This is a genomic window from Synechococcus sp. N19 (assembly GCF_900474045.1).
Lineage (GTDB): Bacteria > Cyanobacteriota > Cyanobacteriia > PCC-6307 > Cyanobiaceae > Parasynechococcus.
In genome coordinates this window covers 22,967-38,752 of the sequence record NZ_UCNR01000016.1, presented here as the reverse complement: position 1 = coordinate 38,752, position 15,786 = coordinate 22,967, and the positions used below count along the sequence as shown (strand labels likewise).

Below are 15,786 nucleotides of genomic sequence, written 5' to 3'. Positions count from 1 at the left end.
TCCACGTGTCATCGATCCACGTGTCATCGGTCCAGGGAGCTCAACAGACCGAAGCTCCTCAGCAGCAACGTGCCCGCAAGAATCAGCGCGGTGAGCAACAGGAAGCCCGCGAGCATCACCGTGGCGCTGTAGCCGAAATCGAGGAAGCGCATTCCGTTGAGGTATGCATAGAGGGCGATGCTTTCGGTGCTGCCGGCGGGACCGCCACCGGTGAGCACCTGAACCAGATCGAACACCCCGAAAGCCTGGGCCAGACGGAACAGAAGACTCAGCAGGATGTAGGGGAGCAGCAGCGGCAGGGTGACCCTGCGAAGCGCCTGAAGGGGCGTTCCCCCTTCCAGGCGAAAGGCGCTGTAGAGGTCGTCGGGAATGCTCTGGAGTCCCGCCAGAAGAATCAGCGTGATGAAGGGCGTTGTTTTCCAGACATCCGCAAACACGGTCACCAGCCAGGTGATCGATGGGGTGGACAGCAGATCCAGGGAGTTGAGGCCAAGGCTTCGTGCCAGCACCTCAATCGGGCCGTAGGGGGTGTTGAAGATCCAGCGCCAGCCCAGGGCCATCATTGTTGTGGGCAGGGCCCAGGGCAGCAGGGTCAGGGCGCGAACAGCTCCCCTGCCGCGCCAGCGTTGATGCAGCAGCAGCGCAATGGCCAGGGCCAACAGCAACTCCAAACCCACTGAGATCAGGGCGAATCGCGCGGTTTGTCCGGCATCCAGCCAGAAGCGCTGATCGGCCGCCAGTCGCCACCAGTTGGCTCCGCCGTTGGCCACCGGTTCGAGGCCAGTGAGAACGGAATCAGCGTGGAAGCTCAGCCAGGCGTAGCGAAGCATCGGCCAGCCGAACACCACCGCGATCAACAGCAGAGCAGGTGCAGCCAGGAGCATCGTCATGGCGTGGCTCCCGCAGCCCGCAACAGAGTCTGGCTCCGCTGCTGACTGGTGGCCATGGCCTCATCGGCAGACCCGGCCGCGGTGAACAAACCGTTGAGTTCCCGCTGCACCACATCGCTCAGCTGGGCATACAGCGGGGTAGGCGGACGAACCACCGCATGGTTCAAGGCCACCAGCAGATCCGGCAGCACGGGAGAGGCCTTCAGCATCTCGGGGTCGTTGAACAGATCCGCATGGATCGGGGTGTAGCCGTTGTTGAGAAAACGCTGCCGCTGGGCGTCTTCGCTGGTGAGGTAGCGAATCGCTTCCACCGCTGCTTCCTTGTGCTGCGATTGGCGCATCAGGCTCAGCCCCCAGCTGCCGAGGGTGGCTCCGGGGCGTTCACCCGGTTGGGCCACCATCAGGCTGATGCCGACGTTGCCCTTCACCGCGCTGTCGTCCTTCTGGAGTTCAGCCCAGGCGTAGGGCCAGTTGCGCATCAGAGCGGCATCACCGGCCTTGAAGGCCTGAAGCGACTCAGCCTCGGCGTAATTGGTCACGGCATAGGGGCTGATGCCTTCGCTGATCAGACCGTTCAACCAGGCTGCTGCCGCCGTTGCCTCAGGCGTATCGAGCTCCATGGCGTTGGTGGTGGTGTCCATCCAGTCACCGCCGAAGCCCTCCAGCACTTCAAGGAAGTCGCAGCTCAATCCTTCGTACTGACGCCCCTGCCAGACAAAACCGTTGGCAACGGCCTGGCTTTCAACGAGGCGTCCGGCAACCTCCACCAGCGCATCGGGCGTTGCTGGTGGCTGTTCCATCAGATCCTTGCGCCAGTAGAGCAGTCCCACATCGGCCACCAGCGGCCAACGGTAGAGATGGCCGTCGAAGTCATTGCCGAGCCGTGCACCTTGCACCAGCTGCTCCTGGTCGCCCTGTCCAAACCAGGGATCCAGGGCTTCCAGCCAGCCGGCGGCGGCATATTTCGGCAACCAGGTGACATCCATCAACAGCGCGTCGAACGGTGCATCACCGAGCAGAAGACTGCTGATCGCCAGGTCTGAAATCGATTCCGTGTCCAACGGACCGCGAATCAACTTGAGATGAATCCGGCCGCGATGCTCGCGGTTGAAGGCTTTCACCAGATCGGAACTGGCATCGGTGAAGGAGGAGGGCATGAGGATGCTCACCTCCTCCGCGCGCGAAGAGGCTGATCCAACTAGAACACCCAGGGCCATCACCAGCGCCAAGGCGCCGCCCACGAGCCAGCGGCGCAGTTTCATTGCGGGGTGGAGGGCGACAGGCCACACATCTGCTCCTCGGCCCAGTCGCTCACCGTGTAGTTCTCCACGGCATCGGTCATGCGGCTCATGCGGTCGCGCTGCTCGTCTTCATCCATTTCCAGTGCCGATTCGATGGCCTCATCCATGCGGCGATTGGAATAGGGATTGGTGAGCACGGCGCCATCCAGCACAACCGAGGCTCCGGTGAATTCCGAGAGCACAAGAACGCCGCCACGGTTGCGTCGAGCAGCGGCGTACTCCTTGGCCACCAGATTCAGGCCATCCCGCAGCGGAGTGATCCAGCAGACATCGGCATGGCAGAACCAGGCGATCATTTCGTCGTAGGGGATCCGGCGGGTGGAAAAGCGGATGGGCACCCAATCGATCTGGCTGAAGCGGCCGTTGATGCGTCCGGCCATCTCCTCGATTGAGCGTTGGGTGTCTTCGTAGATCTTCATTCCACTGGCAGCGGCCACACAGGCCAGCATCAGCACCACCTGGCCGTGCAGATCCTTGCGTCGTTCCAACAGCCGTTCAAACGCCAGCAGCAACTCTTCGTTGCCCTTGGTGTAATCCACCCGACTGGCAGAGAGGATCAATTTTCGACCTTTTTTGGTGTCTTGAACGATCAATTCGCCATGACTTTCAACCGACGGGCTCCAGCACAATTCCTGAATCAGATCCGGTGAGGTGCCCACCGGAGAGCTGAGCAGCTGAATGGTGCGACCGTTGTGCTCGAGGTGACTGGTGACCGTGCCTTCCGAAAGGGCGGTTCCGACCTCAATGAATTTCTTGTCTACCGGCACTTTGGGCCCACGTTTGGCGCCCACCAGGGTTGTGGCGGCACGGGCAAAGTTTTCGGTGTAGCGGGGAATATGGAAGCCGACGACATCACAACAGAGCAAACTTTCCAGGATCTGCTCGCGCCAGGGAAGGATGGCGAAAACATCATTCCCCGGGAAAGGAGTGTGATGGAAAAAGGCAATCTTTAGGTCTGGACGTTCGGCTCGGATGTATCCGGGAGCCAGCCAAAGGTTGTAGTCATGCACCCATACCGTTGCACCCTCGGCGGCTTCAGCGCATGCCGCCTTGGCGAAACGTTTGTTGACCTCTTCAAAGATCTTCCAGTTCGCGTTGTTGACATTGAAATACGTTGGAAACGTATGAAGAATTGGCCAGAAGCATTCTTTGGAAGTGATGTGATAAAAACTGGAGATTTGTTCATCTTCTAGAGGGATTCGGCACAGAGTGAACGGAGAAGGGTGTTCCATCTCAAACCGTTCTGTGCCTTCATTCGACTGATCGTCTACCCGTCTCCAGGCAATCCACGTGCCTTTTTCGTAGCTACGGAAGAGGTTGCGAAGGGTTGGAATAATTCCGTTAGGGCTTTTCTGATCGACCCATATTCTTTTCCCGTTCTTGTCTTTTGATTCGTCGAACGGCGTGCGGTGATAGAGGATTACAAATGAACTCTGACCCGCACCCATTTATTCGAACAACGCTTCGTTCGGTCCACCATTCAGCAAAAGCCCTCTTTTGTCAAACGGCAGCTTTGGTCTGAAAAGACACCAACGAATCCAGCACCTCGCGGGCGTGACCGTTGGGTCGAACAGCCACCCAGCGTTCACGCAAGACCCCGTCCGGATCGATCAGAAAGGTGTGGCGCAGCGAGTACGGCGCCATCCACGACCCGTAGGCCTTGCTCACGGTCCCGTCGGGATCAGACAAAAGGGGGAAGCTCAATCCTTCGCTCTCACAGAAGGATTCATGGTCGTCAACGCTGTCGGCGCTGATGCCGATCACTTCCGCACCGGCCTGAAGGAAGTCGTTGTGAAGGCTTTCGAAGCCCCGGGCTTCGATCGTGCATCCGCCGGTGAAATCCCTTGGATAGAAGTAAACCGCGAGCCAGCGGCCGCGCAGATCACGGCTGCTCCATTGCTTCCGATCGGGTTCGGACTGACTGGATCCGGGCAGATCGAAATCAGGCACAGTTGTACCCGTTTCCAAAACAACACCCCCGAGGGCCGAAGCCCGCGAGGGTGTGAGCGTCAAAGCTGCAAGGAAAAGGCCGGACTTGACCAGTAATTCCCGCCGATTCACCAGTTCAAGATCTCAGATCTTGGCCAGGTTAATGCCCAGAGACTTGGCGTAGGCGCCCAGGCCTTTCTTCTGGATGGTTTTGAGGGCGCGGGTGGTGACACGCAGCTTCACCCAGCGGTTGCCTTCCGCCCACCAGAGGCGACGCTGCTGCAGGTTGGCCTGCTGCAGCTTCTTGGTGCGGATGTGGGAATGGCTCACGGCCATGCCGTTGTTGGCGCGAGTACCGGTGAGCTGACACACCCGTGACATGACGATGTCCTTCTACTGAGAGGTTGTTTGGAGCTGAAAAGCCAGTTCCAAACGACCAATTTAGCAAAAGGTCTTCAGCTCAGAGTCCTCTCTGCATCAAGGCACCCATCAATTCAGCGCTGCGGGTCTGGAAACCGGCTAGTTCATTGGGCTCCAGACCTCCGACGCCCAGGCGCGCCATGTCATACAGATGGCGGGCCACATCTTCGGCCAGGCTTGCGGTCGGCGATGTTTCTGCCGCTCCCACCAGCACGCCACCGGCACGCAACTTCAGCATCCCCTCCACAAGAGGGTGGCGCCGGTTCACCAGCAGGACGTGATGCTCGGGAAGGCCCGGCAGGCGTTGTTCCATCAAGGCGCCCATGTCGTTCAGCCGGCGCATCTGCTCCGGCAGAAGAATCATGGCCGGCGGTGCCCCCTCGGCTTTAAGGGCCTGCACCTGAACGGTCACTTTGTCGTTGGCCAGGGCCGCTTTGATCAGATCACGCAGTCGGTCTGACTCCGTGGTGCCGTCCTGATCGGTGAGTTCGGCATCGTTGTCCTTCAGGCTTTCGTCCAGTTCCGAGTCGACGCGCTGGAAGTTGAGTTCCTCATGGCGATGTTCAAGCCAGGGGATGAACTGGGTGTCGATCACCGTCTCCAGCTTCAGCACTTCCGCGCCCTGGGAGGTCCAGAGGTTGAGCGCACCGGCCTGGGCAACGTCATCGGTGCTGTAGAGCACACGCTTGTTTTGATCCGCGGCCAGTCGGCTGCGGTACCCCTCCAGGGTGGTGAAGGCACGGCCATCGCAGGCGATCGGGTCAGCGTCGTCCCCTTCCCCTGCTGCAGCAGTGGTGGCGAACAGGATCAGTTCAGACACCTGTTCGGCGAACTTCTCGTCCTCCATGGCGCCGATCTTCACGAAGGGTGCCAGGGCATCCCAGGCTTCGGCGTAACCCTTGGGATCCTCCTTTTGCAGGTTCCGCAGCCGGTCGGACACTTTCTTGGCGACGAAGTTGCCGATGGAGCGAACGCGTCGGTCGGTTTGCAGAGCACTGCGGCTCACGTTCAGGGGGATATCGGGTGAGTCGATCACTCCCCGCAGGGGCAACAGGTAGCGCGGAACGACCTCCTTGATCGAATCGCTAACGAACACCTGGTTGCAGTACAGCTTGATTTCACCCTTCTCCCAGTCGGCACGTCCGGTCTGCTTGGGGAAGAAAAGAATGCCCTGGAGGTTGTAGGGATAGTCGGTGTTGAGGTGAACCCAGAGCAGGGGATCGCCCTGGAAGGGATAGAGGTAGTGGTACAGGTCGATGTAGTCCTGATCACTCAGATCTCTGGCGCTTTTGCGCCAGGGGGCATCCATCTTGTTGATGGTTTCCCCTTCCAGCTGCACCGGCACTGCCATGAAGTCGCAGTAGGTGTTGATCAGGGTGCGGACCCGAGCCGGTTCGAGATATTCGAGCTCGTCCTCCATCAGATGGAGGATCACGTCCGTGCCGGGCTGGTCTTTCTCGGCGGCAGTGAGGCTGAAGTTCGGGGAGCCATCACAGCTCCAGCGCACGGCCTCAGCCTCGGGCCGGGCTGAACGGGTCAGCAGCTCAACCCGCTCGGCCACCATGAAGCTGGAATAGAAGCCCAGGCCGAAGTGGCCAATGATGGCGTCGTTTTCCTGCTTGTACTTCTCCAGGAAATCCTCGGCGCTGGAGAAGGCCACCTGGTTGATGTAGCGCTTCACCTCATCGGCGGTCATGCCGATGCCGTTGTCGCTGATGGTGAGCGTTTTGGCTTCGCGATCCACACTGATCCGGATGGCCCCGTCATCCCCTTCACTGCAGTCGCCTGCCATCGCCGCCATGCGGCGCTTGCTGATGGCGTCGACGCCATTGCTCACCAGCTCCCGCAGAAACACCTCATGGCCGGAATAAACGGCCTTCTTGATGATCGGGAAAATGTTTTCGGTGTGGATCTGAATCTGACCCTGTTCCTCCAGCACCGCCATTCCTTTGCTGTGAAAACCAGACACTAGGGACAGGTTTTACCCGGGCTCAACGGCTGTTTCAGGGGGTTCTCCGTACCTTTTACCTACGTCCCTTGGTCCAGATCAGGGTGTCTTCTGCAGGTCGGGGCGCTCTTCAGCAACGATGGCCCCCTCAACGGGACACACCTGCAGGCAGATACCGCAATCGATGCAGGTGTCGAAATTGATCCAGTAGAAGTCAGTGCCCTTCTTGTTCTTTCCTTTGCCTTGGTCGATACAGGCCACAGGGCAGGCATCAACACAATCAGCGATCCCCTCGCAAACGTCAGTGACGATGGAATGAGCCATGGAGGTCCTGCTTCACGGCGGGATCCTAAGGATCGACCCAATCCAGCTGCAGACCACCCTGGACCTTCGCCTGCTGCTCAGCCTCCTGCTTGGACGCCAGGGGCTCCAGGGCCATCACGGCGGTGCGTCCCTGCTCGTGCCAGCCGCGCTGACGCTCCATGGCGGATTCCAGATTCGAGGCCGTTGAAAAAGCAACGAGAACATCGGACTGCTCCTGTTCGGCAGCATCCAGGTCTGAAATCAGTTCGCGGATCGGATCGATCGCGAGGCTGAACCCTGCGCCAAAAGCCCGGTCATCCGTTGCGCCGCAACGGCGCACCAGATCGTCGTAGCGGCCGCCGCGGGCAATCACCACCGGTGAACTGCGGCCATCACAGACCAGCTGGAACACCAGGCCGGTGTAGAGCTCGAAATGGGGTTGAAAGGTTGGATCCAGCTGGATCGTCACCGCCTGAGCCTGAGCTGCCGAGGCGAGATGCGCACAGAGGCGCCGCAGCTCATCGAAGACCGGCTGTTCCCCGCAGAGACTGCCGAGCTGCGTCAGCACCTTGTCGGGGGTGCCACGGCAGTCCAACAAGGAGAGCAGCCTGGTCTTCTCAGCGTCGGCCAGATCGAAGCCCTCTAGGGCCAATCGGTCGAAATCGATCAATGCCGTGCGGATCTGATCACGCAACGCACCGCTGAACGGACGGAGCACCAGATCCATCAGAGCGGTGTGCCCTAGCAAAAGCCTTGGTTTCTGGCTGGCCTGCAGCCCCAGGGTCTGAACGGAGGCCATCAGCAGGCTGAGCAGCTCCATCTCCGCTTCGCTGCCACTGACGCCAAACAGTTCAACGCCGCTCTGAAGGTTTTCCTCAATGCACTGACCACCCTCATCGGCGGAACGGGTGCGAAACACCGTGCCAGAGGCCCAGAGCCGCAGCGGTCTCTGGCGATCCGCAAATCGGGTGCAGGCGGCTCTGGCGATGGATGCCGTCATCTCCGGGCGCAGCCCGAGGGGGTCATCAGCCACCAGACGAACAATGTCTGAGCTGTCGATGGCACCGCCGGCCATCAGTGTGGCCAGGCGTTCCACCCGGGGTGGCGAGACCTCGTCGTAGCCCCAGAGGCGGTAAACCGACGCCAGACGTTCCGTCAGCAGTCGGTTGGTCTCCACCTGACGTGGATTCAGATCCTTTGCGCCAGCTGCAGGTTGCAGCGCCATCTCACGTCCTCTCGGCCACGCCTCAGGATCCCATGGCCGTGACCTCGGGCGCTCCGAAGGCGGCTCCAGGCAGTGGTTGCACCTGAGACAGCCCCTCGGTGATCGCCGCATGCAGGCTGGCGCCAGCGGCAACGACCCGGCCACTGGAGAGATCGAAGGGTCGATTGCCATAGCCGGTGACGGTTCCACCGGCCAGATCCACCAACGCCACGCCAGCGGCCAGATCCCAGGGAGACAGGCCCCGTTCCCAATAGCCGTCCTGGCGGCCAGCGGCCACGAAGGCCAGGTCCACCGCTGCAGCACCGCCCCGGCGCACGCCGTGGGTGCGATGGGTGAACCAGCAGAACTCGGCGTAGTTGTTGTCGAGTCGGGTGTGCCGGTCGTAGGCGAACCCGGTGACCAGTAGGGAGTCTTCGATCCGATCACAACTGCTCACCTGCAGTGGTCTGTCGTTGCAGAACGCTCCGACCCCCGGTGCCCCCCAGTACATCTCCTTCAGAAAGGGCACAGCGATGGCCCCGAGGATGGGCTGCTGGCCCAGGGTGAGTCCGATCGAAGTGGCAAAAAAGGGGTAGCCGTGGGCGAAGTTTGTGGTCCCATCGAGGGGGTCAACACACCACCTCAGGCCGTCCTGCTGACCGGCTGCCCCGCTTTCCTCCGCCAGCACGGCAATCTCAGGGGTTTGCTCCGCCAGCAGCTCCAAGACGATGCGTTCGGCAGCAAGGTCGGCATTGGTGACCAGGTCGCCGATGCGGCCTTTGCTTTCGATGGACGACAGGCGCCCGTAGTGGCGCATCAGTTCCTGGCCACCGGCATCGGCCGCTGAGCGGGCCACGCCGACAAGACGCTCCAGATCGCTTGAGGTGAGACCGGCTTCGTGGGCGGCACGGGTGCAGATCGATTTCGGCATGTTCACTCCTCCTCGAGGGGAATGCGAGCAGTGACGCGCCCTTTGCCGAAGTGGCGACCGAACTGGAGCTCGTACACCTCATCCTCATCCTGGGTTTCAGCCTCCAGGGGCCCGATGGCGCGGGCCACGCAGAGCAGGCCGTAGCCCTTGTCCCTCAGCTCCCGCGACAGACCCATGGCTTCGCGCTGGTCGAGGTTGCCGCTCTGCACGCGAACGGCGCACTCCGTGCAGCATCCGTTTCTGCAGGAGAAAGGAAGTGGGTCACCCTGCTCTTCGAAGCTGTGAAGGATGTAGTCCCCCTCAGGCACGTCGTGGGTGATGGTGCGACCCTCTTGGCGCCAGTGAATCGTGATCCTGTGGCTGGGACGCATGAAGGTCTGCTGGCAGTGCCCTGCTACATTCTCACCTGCCCCATTTAGCCGGTGGAGAGCTGGCCGAGTGGTCGAAGGCGCAGCACTGGAAATGCTGTATAGGGGCAACTCTATCGAGGGTTCGAATCCCTCGCTCTCCGCTTCTCCGGTCCTTCAGGACCGGATTTTTTTTGCCCTTTTCTAGGCCTGAAGGCCCAATCACGGCCTTGCCTGGGGCCGGCTCGGCGATCAGCCGAAACGACCGGAGACGTAGTCCTGGGTGGCCTGCTGTTGGGGGGCGTTGAAGATCTTGTCGGTCTCGTTGAATTCCACGAGGTAACCCACCTTTCCGGTTCCTCCTTCAACGGCCTCTGCGTTGTAGAAGGCGGTCATGTCGCTGACGCGAACGGCCTGCTGCATGTTGTGGGTGACGATCACGATGGTGAAGCTCTTCTTGAGCTCATGCATCGTCTCCTCGATCTTCAACGTTGAGATGGGATCAAGGGCTGAGCAGGGCTCATCCATGAGAATGACCTCTGGCTGAATCGCGATAGTGCGCGCGATGCAGAGGCGCTGCTGCTGTCCGCCGGAGAGCGAATACCCGCTTTCATTCAGCTTGTCTTTGCACTCATCCCAAACCGCCGCCTGGCGGAGGGAGCGCTCAACGAGCTCATCCATGTCTCCGGTGTAGCCATTGATGCGAGCGCCGAAGGCGATGTTTTCGTAGATGCTTTTCGGGAATGGGTTGGGTTGTTGGAACACCATTCCGATCCGGCGGCGCACCTCCACGGGATCAATCCTAGGCCCGTAGAGGTCTACACCTCCAAACAGGATGCTTCCCTTCAGTGAGCAGCCTTCGATCAGATCGTTCATCCGATTCAATGAACGAAGCACCGTGGACTTTCCACATCCGGATGGGCCAATGAAGGCTGTCACCTTGCCGCGGGGAATCTCGCAGTAGACGTTTTTGACGGCTTCGAAATTGCCGTAGCTGATCGTGACGTTCTGCAGGGAAAGGGCGACGTCTGCGTTGTGGGACTCGGTGGCTTGGGGCTGTTGAAGAGTCGTCATTGTTTTATGCAGAAAAAGGTTTATTTGGCAGCAAATCGCGCCAGCCAGCGAGAGAACAGGTTCAGGGCCAGGATCATCACCACGAGCACAAACGATGCGGCCCACGCCAGCTCGTTGTGAAATTCGTAGGGCATGATTGCGAAGTTGTAGATCATCACCGAGAGGGTCGCGATTGGAGCGAAGATCCCTTCGGGCGTAAGCAGATCCGACCAGAACGGTGAGAACAGAGCGGTGAAGATCAAGGGAGCTGTTTCCCCTGCTGCTCGGGCGATGCCCAGCACAACCCCTGTGGCTATCGGGGTTAATGCGGCAGGCAGGGTGATGCGAACAACGGTGACGAACCGGGATGCCCCCACGCCGAGGGCGCCGCGCCGGAGATCGTCGGGCACCAGCTTCAGACCTTCATCGGTGGTTTTGATCACTGTGGGAAGCATCAGCACCGCCAGTGCTATGCCGCCGGCCACGGCGCTGTAGGCGTTTCCAAACAGGATTCGACTGGTGACGATCGTGCCGTAAATGAAAACGCCGGCAATGATCGATGGCACCCCGGCCAGCACATTGGTCCCGAAGCGAATGAACTGAGCGAACCATCCCGATCGGGAATATTCAGCCAGAAAAATGCCGCCGCCGACGCCCACCGGAACAGCGATCAGTGCAGCGATGGCCGTCACCACCAGCGTTCCAAAGATCGCATTGGCGATGCCGCCGTCTTCGAGGCCTGGCGGTGGTGGAAGTTGCGTCAGCAGGGCCAGGCTGATCTTGCTGCCCCCCTGCACGAGCACGTAGCCCAGCACAAGGATCAGGGGCAGAACAGCAATCGCGGCAAACAGGGCTGCCAGAAACGAGAGCGCCCTGCTGCTGATGTTTCTGCGTTGAAAGGGTTTGTAGCTGAGGTCAGATGCTGACTCGGCTTTGTTGTGGGTGAGCGTCTGTGTCATGTCAGTACTTCAGGCTCAAACGCTTCACGATCCACTGGGCAAAAATATTCACGCACAGGGTGAGAACAATCAGCACGAATGCTGCGTACATCAGTGATGACACCTGGGAGCCATCCGCCTCACCAAATTGATTGGCCAGCATCGCTGCGATGGTGTTGCCAGGGGCCAGCAGCGAAACGCTGAAGTTGTTGGAATTTCCGATGATCATGGTCACGGCCATGGTTTCGCCCATGGCCCGGCCCAAGGCCAACATCACACCACCAATGATTCCGGAAATCGCTGCCGGGAGAATCACATTGATGATGGCTCCCCAGCGGGTTGTGCCTACCCCATAGGCCGCCTGGCGCAGTTGCGGCGGAACCTGATTCAGGCAATCACGGGAAATCGCCGTGATGATCGGCAGGATCATCACCACCAGGATCAACACGGCGGGAATGGTGCCAGGACCCATCGGTGGGGTGCTGAACAGGGGGAACCAATTGAACAGCTGATAAAGAAGTTCCAGCCCAGGCCTAATGAACGGTTCCATCACAAAAATGGCCCAGAGGCCAAGCACCACAGATGGAATCGCCGCGAGCAGTTCCACCATCAGGCCGATCACGTCCCTGATCCGCTTGGGAATGATGTTTTCGGTGATGAAAATGGCTGTGCCAACACCGAGGGGCACCGCGATCATCAACGCGAGCATTGATGTGATCAAGGTGCCGTAGATCGCGGCTCCGGCCCCGTACTGATCGTCCACGGGATTCCAGTCTGAGGTGACCAGAAATTGCCATCCGTAGCGGGCCATGGAATCCAGGCTCCCCTGGAAAACCACCACGAGGATTGAGAACAGAACGATCGCCACAACGGAGGCCATGGCGATGGCGAGGTTTCTGAAACTGATGTCCACCAGCTTTTCCGCTGGTGGACGGCTTCGGAGCAAGTAACGACTGTCCGGGTCGGACATGCATCCAATGGCGTGCCCTTACAACGTATGACCCGAACGGTTTGGGGGCATTAACAACCGCTTAAGGGAGGGACTGGAGCCGGTTTGAACCTGCCGTTAGCGTGGGGATCAAGTTTTCAGGGATATGGGGCGGATCGTCGGAATCGATCTGGGGACCACCAATTCGGTTGTCGCTGTGCTGGAGGCAGGTCGTCCCCACGTGATCGCCAATGCCGAGGGCGGCCGAACCACCCCATCCGTTGTCGGATACACCAAGGATCAGGAACTGTTGGTGGGTCAGCTGGCCCGGCGCCAGCTGGTGCTCAGCCCCCGCAACACCTTCTCGAACCTGAAGCGGTTCGTCGGCCGGGACTGGGACGAACTGGAGGACAGCAGCCTGTCGGTTCCCTACACGGTTCGTGCCAACGACCAGGGGCAGGTTCGGGTGCCCTGTCCGGTGACCGAGCGGGAATACGCGCCCGAAGAACTGGTGGCCAGCATCATTCGCAAGCTTGTCGATGACGCATCCACTTATCTGGGTGAACCGGTGGAAGCGGCAGTGGTGACCGTGCCCGCTTACTTCAACGACGCACAGCGCCAGGCCACCCGTGACGCCGGACGCCTGGCGGGCATCTCAGTGGAGCGCATCCTCAATGAGCCCACTGCAGCTGCTCTGGCCTATGGCTTTGACCGCAGCGCCGTCAAACGGGTCCTGGTCTTCGACCTTGGTGGCGGCACCTTTGACGTGTCGCTGCTGCGCATCGCCAACGGCGTTTTTGACGTCAAGGCGACGAACGGTGATACGCAACTCGGCGGCAACGATTTCGATCAACGCATCGTCAACTGGCTTGCCGATGCCTTTGAAGAGGAGCACAAGGTTGATCTGCGCCGCGATCGCCAGGCCCTGCAGCGGTTGACGGAATCGGCTGAGAAGGCGAAGCAGGAACTCTCTGGCGTGCTGAGCACCCCGATTTCGCTTCCCTTCATTGCCACCGGCAGCGATGGTCCGCTGCACATCGAAACCCGCCTGGACCGCGCCACCTTCGAAGAGCTCTGCCCCGATCTGCTGGATCGTCTGCTGAGTCCTGTCCAGGCAGCGCTGCGCGACTCAGGCTGGTCGGCTGACGACATCGATGACGTCGTTCTGGTGGGTGGTGCCACGCGGATGCCGATGGTTCAGCAATTGGTGCGCACCCTCGTGCCGATCGATCCCTGCCAATCGGTGAATCCCGATGAGGTGGTGTCCATCGGTGCTGCTGTACAGGCTGGAATCCTCACCGGTGAACTCAGGGATCTGCTGCTCAACGACGTCACCCCCCTGTCACTGGGACTGGAGACGATCGGCGGATTGATGAAGGTGCTGATTCCCCGCAACACACCGATCCCCGTGCGTCAGTCCGATGTGTTCAGCACCTCGGAAGCCAATCAGTCGTCCGTTGAAATCCATGTCTGGCAGGGGGAGCGCCAGATGGCGACGGATAACAAATCCCTCGGACGTTTCCGGCTCTCCGGGATTCCACCGGCTCCGCGGGGGGTGCCGCAGGTGCAGGTGGCCTTCGACATCGATGCCAATGGCCTGCTGCAGGTCAGTGCCACCGATCGCACCACTGGCCGCAAGCAGTCGGTGTCGATTCAGGGCGGCTCGAACCTCAATGAGGAGGATGTGACCGCTCTGCTGGCGGAAGCGGAGGCGAGGGCTGATGAGGACAGGCGCAAACGCAACCAGATCGAGCGCCGCAACCGGGCTCAGACCTTGCTTGCCCAGGCGGAACGGCGGCTGCGGGATGCCTCACTTGAGCTGGGGCCTTTTGGCGCTGAACGGCAGCAACGCGCCGTTGAAATGGCCATGCGTGACGTGCAGGACTGCCTCGCCAATGACGACCTCCAGGAGCTTGATCTCTGCGTGAGTGGTCTCGAGGAGGCGTTGTTCGGGTTGAACCGCCGGCTGTCGGCGGAACGTCAGGCCGATGGCAGCCCGCTTCAGGGCATCCGCAACACCCTGGGCTCCCTCAAGGATGAGCTGTTCGCCGATGACTGGGACGACGACCCCTGGGGTCCCCCCAGTCGTCCTGGTGAACGTGGCCGTGGTCTGAGCCGGCGTGACCCTGCACCTTGGGACGATGACATCTACCGCTGAGCCTGATTACTGGTCTCTGCTGGGGGTTGATTCCGACTGCACCGATCAGCAACTGAAACGGGCCTTTCGCCGGGAGGCGCGCCGCTGGCACCCCGATCTCAACAGCAACGATCCCGTTGCTGAAGAGCGCTTCAAGCTGGTCAATGAGGCCTATGCGGTGCTCAGCGATCCCCGCCGGCGTGAGGCCTGGCAGAGAGGGGGTGGTTCCCGTGCGGATGTTGTCGATCCCTTTGCCCAGGGTTTCCCTGATTTTGAGGATTACCTCGATGTGATCTTCGGCGGTGGAACAGGACGTTCCTCAGTTGAGGTTGAGGACGAGCCCGATCCCCCCTTCCGCGGTGATGACGCGAGTGGTGATGACGCCAGCCGTGAAGCCAGAGGCCATGAACCTCCGGTGTCGGCACCGCCGCCGCCGCCGCCGGTGCGTGCCGTGGAAGATCTTGAGTCGGTGGTTCATCTCACTCCGGATCAGGCTCTCCAGGGAACCGTTGTGGAACTGACGCTCGATGACGGCACAGTGATCGAGCTGAACACGCCCCCCTTTGCAGGGGATGGCTGGCGTCTGCGGCTTGAGGGCGTTGCCCCCGGCGGCCGTGATCATTTCCTGCAGCTCCGGGTCGTGACCGACGACGGCCTGCGGATTGATGGTCTGCGGGTGCTCTACAAGCTGATGCTGTTCCCGCCTGATGCAGCCCTCGGCTGCGCTGTGGATGTGCCGACCCTGGATGGTCCTGTGACGCTGCAGGTTCCTCCAGGCTCATCCAGTGGACGTTTGCTGCGACTGCGGGGGCGCGGTTTGCAGCTGGATGACGAGCGGGGTGACCAGTTGGTGGAGATCGTTGTGGTGATTCCGTCTGATCTGGGTGATGCGGAACGGGCTCTCTACCGACGTCTTCAGGAACTGGCGAGCGAATCCGAGCAGGGTGGTTGACGATGGGTGAGACTCCGGTCCGGTTGATCTGACGGTTTTCCCGATGCGCGTCCACGTCCTGCTCTTTGATGCCGGTACGGATAGCGAAGGCATCCACTCGCTTGAAATCGCCGGACGAACCGTGGTTCTGCTGTTTGAGAACCCCGACGATGCCGAGCGTTATGCCGGTCTTCTGGAGGCCCAGGACTTTCCGGTTCCGACGGTGGAGGCCCTCGATCGGGAAGACGTTGATCTGTTCTGCCGTGAGGCCGGCTACGAGGCAAGGCTGATCGAGTCGGGCTTTGTGCCCAGTAATGACGAGGAGCGTCTGTTCATGGCGCCGCCCCAGAGCAACCGCGATGTGAGCAACTGGAAGGACGACTTGGTTTCGAACGACGCGGTTTCGAATGACGGTGTGGCAGAGCAACAGGGCGTGGAGCCCGCGCGCCAGGGATTGGAGACCGAACCGGAATCGAATCCTGAACTGGATGAGCTGCGTCGGCGCCTGGAGGGTCTGCTCTGAGCC

16 protein-coding genes and 1 tRNA gene are annotated in these 15,786 nt (G+C 60.6%); 4 read left to right on the top strand and 13 right to left on the bottom strand.

Features of this window, described 5'->3' with window-relative positions:
- Positions 1–23: 23 nt before the first annotated feature.
- The 10 genes from DXY02_RS10180 to DXY02_RS10135 all read right to left on the bottom strand — a co-directional run bounded on the left by DXY02_RS10180 (position 24) and on the right by DXY02_RS10135 (position 9,297).
- The gene (locus DXY02_RS10180; RefSeq protein ID WP_114989247.1) at positions 24–890 is read right to left on the bottom strand and encodes a carbohydrate ABC transporter permease; all 867 of its coding nucleotides are present in this window, start codon (positions 888–890) and stop codon (positions 24–26) included.
- Positions 887–2,152 (bottom strand): ABC transporter substrate-binding protein, encoded by a 1,266-nt coding sequence (locus tag DXY02_RS10175; RefSeq protein WP_114989246.1) that lies wholly within the window; start codon positions 2,150–2,152, stop codon positions 887–889. Before DXY02_RS10175 ends, DXY02_RS10180 begins: the two co-directional genes overlap by 4 nt.
- Positions 2,149–3,639: a glucosylglycerol-phosphate synthase gene (gene ggpS / locus DXY02_RS10170; protein ID WP_114989245.1), complete on the bottom strand. Its 1,491-nt coding sequence runs from the start codon at positions 3,637–3,639 to the stop codon at positions 2,149–2,151. Before ggpS ends, DXY02_RS10175 begins: the two co-directional genes overlap by 4 nt.
- 52 nt (positions 3,640–3,691) lie before the next feature.
- On the bottom strand, positions 3,692–4,252 hold the full coding sequence (locus tag DXY02_RS10165; protein ID WP_114989244.1) for a peroxiredoxin: 561 nt from the start codon (positions 4,250–4,252) through the stop codon (positions 3,692–3,694).
- A gap of 12 nt (positions 4,253–4,264) precedes the next feature.
- Positions 4,265–4,501, bottom strand: coding sequence for a 50S ribosomal protein L28 (rpmB, locus tag DXY02_RS10160; RefSeq protein ID WP_006850205.1), 237 nt, complete (start codon positions 4,499–4,501; stop codon positions 4,265–4,267).
- A gap of 79 nt (positions 4,502–4,580) precedes the next feature.
- Positions 4,581–6,485, bottom strand: coding sequence for a molecular chaperone HtpG (htpG, locus tag DXY02_RS10155; protein ID WP_114989364.1), 1,905 nt, complete (start codon positions 6,483–6,485; stop codon positions 4,581–4,583).
- Positions 6,486–6,587: 102 nt separating this feature from the next.
- On the bottom strand, positions 6,588–6,812 hold the full coding sequence (locus DXY02_RS10150) for a ferredoxin family protein (protein ID WP_006851587.1): 225 nt from the start codon (positions 6,810–6,812) through the stop codon (positions 6,588–6,590).
- 25 nt (positions 6,813–6,837) lie between these two features.
- Entirely contained in the window at positions 6,838–8,016 is a 1,179-nt protein-coding gene (locus DXY02_RS10145) for an ATP phosphoribosyltransferase regulatory subunit (protein WP_114989243.1), read from the bottom strand.
- Positions 8,017–8,038: 22 nt separating this feature from the next.
- A complete protein-coding gene (locus DXY02_RS10140) occupies positions 8,039–8,926 on the bottom strand; it encodes an inositol monophosphatase family protein (RefSeq protein ID WP_114989242.1) in 888 nt (295 codons plus the stop codon).
- Between the two features lie 2 nt (positions 8,927–8,928).
- Positions 8,929–9,297 carry a 2Fe-2S iron-sulfur cluster-binding protein gene (locus DXY02_RS10135; protein ID WP_114989241.1) on the bottom strand — a complete coding sequence of 123 codons (369 nt, stop codon included), beginning with the start codon at positions 9,295–9,297 and terminating at the stop codon, positions 8,929–8,931.
- Positions 9,298–9,350: 53 nt separating this feature from the next.
- Between DXY02_RS10135 and DXY02_RS10130 the strand changes: the two genes are divergently transcribed.
- A tRNA-Ser gene (locus DXY02_RS10130) sits at positions 9,351–9,437 on the top strand.
- 88 nt (positions 9,438–9,525) lie between these two features.
- On the opposite strand, the gene pstB is transcribed toward DXY02_RS10130, so the two are convergent.
- The 3 genes from pstB to pstC are packed head-to-tail and all read right to left on the bottom strand — an operon-like array spanning position 9,526 to position 12,234.
- Complete coding sequence (gene pstB / locus DXY02_RS10125; protein WP_114989240.1) at positions 9,526–10,347, bottom strand: phosphate ABC transporter ATP-binding protein PstB; 822 nt, start codon at positions 10,345–10,347, stop codon at positions 9,526–9,528.
- A gap of 20 nt (positions 10,348–10,367) precedes the next feature.
- Positions 10,368–11,285 (bottom strand): phosphate ABC transporter permease PstA, encoded by a 918-nt coding sequence (gene pstA / locus DXY02_RS10120; protein WP_114989239.1) that lies wholly within the window; start codon positions 11,283–11,285, stop codon positions 10,368–10,370.
- A 1-nt stretch (position 11,286) separates the two neighbouring features.
- Positions 11,287–12,234 (bottom strand): phosphate ABC transporter permease subunit PstC, encoded by a 948-nt coding sequence (pstC, locus tag DXY02_RS10115; RefSeq protein WP_114989238.1) that lies wholly within the window; start codon positions 12,232–12,234, stop codon positions 11,287–11,289.
- A gap of 124 nt (positions 12,235–12,358) precedes the next feature.
- Here pstC and dnaK point away from each other — a divergent pair, with 124 nt between their 5' ends.
- From dnaK to DXY02_RS10100, 3 genes are read left to right on the top strand one after another with little or no spacing between them, the layout of a single operon-like run.
- A complete protein-coding gene (gene dnaK, locus DXY02_RS10110) occupies positions 12,359–14,350 on the top strand; it encodes a molecular chaperone DnaK (protein WP_114989237.1) in 1,992 nt (663 codons plus the stop codon).
- Complete coding sequence (locus tag DXY02_RS10105; RefSeq protein WP_114989236.1) at positions 14,334–15,281, top strand: DnaJ domain-containing protein; 948 nt, start codon at positions 14,334–14,336, stop codon at positions 15,279–15,281. Before dnaK ends, DXY02_RS10105 begins: the two co-directional genes overlap by 17 nt.
- 43 nt (positions 15,282–15,324) lie before the next feature.
- On the top strand, positions 15,325–15,783 hold the full coding sequence (locus tag DXY02_RS10100; RefSeq protein WP_114989235.1) for a DUF3110 domain-containing protein: 459 nt from the start codon (positions 15,325–15,327) through the stop codon (positions 15,781–15,783).
- Positions 15,784–15,786 lie beyond the last annotated feature (3 nt).

Excerpts from the sequence above, each read along its gene's own strand:
- DXY02_RS10100 (WP_114989235.1), top strand. The coding sequence starts at position 15,325 with ATGCGCGTCCACGTCCTGCTCTTTGATGCCGGTACGGATAGCGAAGGC.
- pstC (WP_114989238.1), bottom strand. The coding sequence starts at position 12,234 with ATGTCCGACCCGGACAGTCGTTACTTGCTCCGAAGCCGTCCACCAGCG.
- DXY02_RS10150 (WP_006851587.1), bottom strand. The coding sequence starts at position 6,812 with ATGGCTCATTCCATCGTCACTGACGTTTGCGAGGGGATCGCTGATTGT.
- DXY02_RS10140 (WP_114989242.1), bottom strand. The coding sequence starts at position 8,926 with ATGCCGAAATCGATCTGCACCCGTGCCGCCCACGAAGCCGGTCTCACC.
- pstA (WP_114989239.1), bottom strand. The coding sequence starts at position 11,285 with ATGACACAGACGCTCACCCACAACAAAGCCGAGTCAGCATCTGACCTC.
- rpmB (WP_006850205.1), bottom strand. The coding sequence starts at position 4,501 with ATGTCACGGGTGTGTCAGCTCACCGGTACTCGCGCCAACAACGGCATG.
- ggpS (WP_114989245.1), bottom strand. The coding sequence starts at position 3,639 with ATGGGTGCGGGTCAGAGTTCATTTGTAATCCTCTATCACCGCACGCCG.
- DXY02_RS10180 (WP_114989247.1), bottom strand. The coding sequence starts at position 890 with ATGACGATGCTCCTGGCTGCACCTGCTCTGCTGTTGATCGCGGTGGTG.
- htpG (WP_114989364.1), bottom strand. The coding sequence starts at position 6,485 with ATGGCGGTGCTGGAGGAACAGGGTCAGATTCAGATCCACACCGAAAAC.
- DXY02_RS10145 (WP_114989243.1), bottom strand. The coding sequence starts at position 8,016 with ATGGCGCTGCAACCTGCAGCTGGCGCAAAGGATCTGAATCCACGTCAG.
- dnaK (WP_114989237.1), top strand. The coding sequence starts at position 12,359 with ATGGGGCGGATCGTCGGAATCGATCTGGGGACCACCAATTCGGTTGTC.
- DXY02_RS10175 (WP_114989246.1), bottom strand. The coding sequence starts at position 2,152 with ATGAAACTGCGCCGCTGGCTCGTGGGCGGCGCCTTGGCGCTGGTGATG.
- DXY02_RS10135 (WP_114989241.1), bottom strand. The coding sequence starts at position 9,297 with ATGCGTCCCAGCCACAGGATCACGATTCACTGGCGCCAAGAGGGTCGC.
- DXY02_RS10105 (WP_114989236.1), top strand. The coding sequence starts at position 14,334 with ATGACATCTACCGCTGAGCCTGATTACTGGTCTCTGCTGGGGGTTGAT.
- pstB (WP_114989240.1), bottom strand. The coding sequence starts at position 10,347 with ATGACGACTCTTCAACAGCCCCAAGCCACCGAGTCCCACAACGCAGAC.